This window comes from uncultured Kiloniella sp. (genome assembly GCF_937128705.1).
GTDB lineage: Bacteria > Pseudomonadota > Alphaproteobacteria > Kiloniellales > Kiloniellaceae > Kiloniella.
Window position 1 is genome coordinate 1 of the sequence record NZ_CAKZMP010000223.1, and the last position, 2230, is coordinate 2230.

Sequence of the window (2230 nt, forward strand, 5' to 3'; positions counted from 1 at the left end):
CAATCAGTTCCAGACGCAACAAGGATGTGAAGATCCGGAAAGGGTTCTGGTTCAAATCAGCTTCGTCGACCGGACGGAAAGCCGTGGAATGCACAGGGATACCCGCAACGGACAGATCATAGTAACTGACAGGTTCCATGCCCATCACCGCAAAAAGACGGCGCAGGGTAAACAGCTCTTTTTCTGTGCCGACACGAATGGCCCCGTGGCGTTCTTCGGTGATACGGTCCAGCCCGTCGGTATGGGTCAATTGATCCCGGAGATCCGCGTCCTGTTCCAAAGACGCTGCATTGACATCAGCCACCAGATCCATCAACGCGCCATAGGCCGGGACCTCTTCCTTATACATCGCGGACATTGCCTGCGAAAACTGGGCGCGGATTTCATTTTTAGCCAAGAAGCTATTGGCCTGAAGGTTATCATTTGTCATTACTTTATCTCCGAACGCAATCACGATTGCTTTTACTCGCCAAACGAGCCTTAACCTATAATAAAGTTAGGAGATAGCATTTGTGCAGATGCGAAGAAAAACGATATCTTTTCATCACTTCATGAGTTTTAAGAATAACCTAGGTAATAGACACGCGAGCCATGTGACACCCTTATTCGGAATCAATCCCGCTTTCGATCCCTCCATAGACACTGATGGCTTCTTCACGGCCTCTGACCTTGTGAATACCTTCGTAGCAATAGTAATTTTGCCAGCTTTTTTGCCCCTCGACTTCGGCTTGTTGTAAAATATCTTCGCTCACCAAAACCCGTTTATCGAGCTTACGGCACAATTCCTGTAATCGACTTGTGGTATTGACGGTATCGCCAATCACCGTAAAGCTCATGGACTCTCGAACACCGATATCCCCCAGAACCACTTCCCCATAGTGAACCGAGATATCTGCGATGATCTTTTCACGCCCTTGTCGCACGCGCTTTTCATTCCAGCGATCCAGCTCTTTTATCATGTCATACGAACATTTCAGGGCATTAATTGCGTCATTATCCCCCACCTTGGGCATTCCAAAGATGGCCAACAAAGAGTCCCCGGCAAAGTGTTCGATCGATCCGTTATAGGCAAAGATCACCTTGGCCATGCGGCTGTAGAAAGACTGTAGAATGGCCACAACACGTTCGGGGTCCATCTTTTCGGCAATGGTCGTTGAGCCCTGAATATCAATAAACAACACCGCAATATTTTGACGACGCATCTGTCCCAAGGGATTATCATGATCCGCAAGGTGTTCCGCCGTTTGTGGAGAGAAATACCGGGCAAGATTGATCCGCTTGCGATTGGCTTCGGCGGCGTCCTGTCGGGCCTGTATTAACTTGTTTTCGGTTTCAACGCGTCTTGTTATGTCACGCTGTACAGCAACATAACAACTGGTCTTCCCCTCTGGGTCAAACACAGACGAAATGGACCATTCCATCATAAATTCAGAACCGTCTTTGCGGTAATTAATGGTCTGCCCTTCCCAAACATCTCCTTGGGCGAGGATTTCTGCCATATTGTCAAAGATACGATGGTCGGTCTTTTGCCCCTGCAAAATACGGGGGGATTTCCCCAGAATTTCTGTCCGCGACCAGCCCGTCATTTTTTCAAACGACCGGTTTACATAGATGATTTTTGGTCCCGGAGTTTCCAGGTTGCAATCGGTAACAAGAATACTGTCTGTCGCGTATTCAAGAACATCGTCAGCATTATATTTTGCTGCTTTTTCGTCTGTCATTTACCTCACCTGATCGGGAGCTATGGCCTATAAACAGGTACGCAAAAAAAAGAGATTGAATTGAATTCTGCCTTTTTCTTTGCCTCTTACAAAACCTGTTTATAAGATATTTTAATCTGCTCTATAGTAGAGAACTTGCCACAAAAAGAAACCAAGTCCTGTTATTTCATTTCTGGCCCTTTCAGGTATAGATAAATATCCACCCGCTTTCAGAGAGATATCATGCCCCTATCATCCGATATGCTCAACAACCCGATCGGCGTTGTGACCTATGTCGCTGATGCTCCTGTCACACCAGATGTGACCTATGTCGCTGATGCTCCTGTCACACCAGATACCGCATCGATCCCAGATAATAATGGGACCAATTTGGGGCGCACCCTACATGCTCAGTGGGCCTTCAGTGCGCAAAAAGACGTCAATGTAATATGCAAGGGAACGGCAATCGCCTGTGATCCTATCCAAGAAAAACATAACAAGACCCGACAAGGGGATCAAACCAACCATGA

General features: G+C 47.2%; 2 protein-coding genes and 1 pseudogene. 1 reads left to right on the top strand and 2 read right to left on the bottom strand.

Going from position 1 to position 2230, the window contains the following annotated elements; all coding sequences use genetic code 11:
* Both Q0241_RS11620 and Q0241_RS11625 read right to left on the bottom strand, forming a co-directional pair.
* Nucleotides 1-430 (bottom strand): annotated as a pseudogene (locus Q0241_RS11620) (DUF1338 family protein); the annotation flags it as partial.
* 172 nt (nt 431-602) lie between these two features.
* Nucleotides 603-1721, bottom strand: a complete 1119-nt coding sequence (locus Q0241_RS11625; RefSeq protein ID WP_299377527.1) for an adenylate/guanylate cyclase domain-containing protein — start codon at nt 1719-1721, stop codon at nt 603-605.
* Nucleotides 1722-1943: 222 nt separating this feature from the next.
* Here Q0241_RS11625 and Q0241_RS11630 point away from each other — a divergent pair.
* Nucleotides 1944-2230 (top strand): hypothetical protein (locus Q0241_RS11630; protein WP_299377529.1); only part of this gene is annotated, 287 nt, incomplete at its 3' end.

Coding starts and splice junctions, on each gene's coding strand:
- Q0241_RS11625 (WP_299377527.1), bottom strand. CDS start 1,721: ATGACAGACGAAAAAGCAGCAAAATATAATGCTGACGATGTTCTTGAA.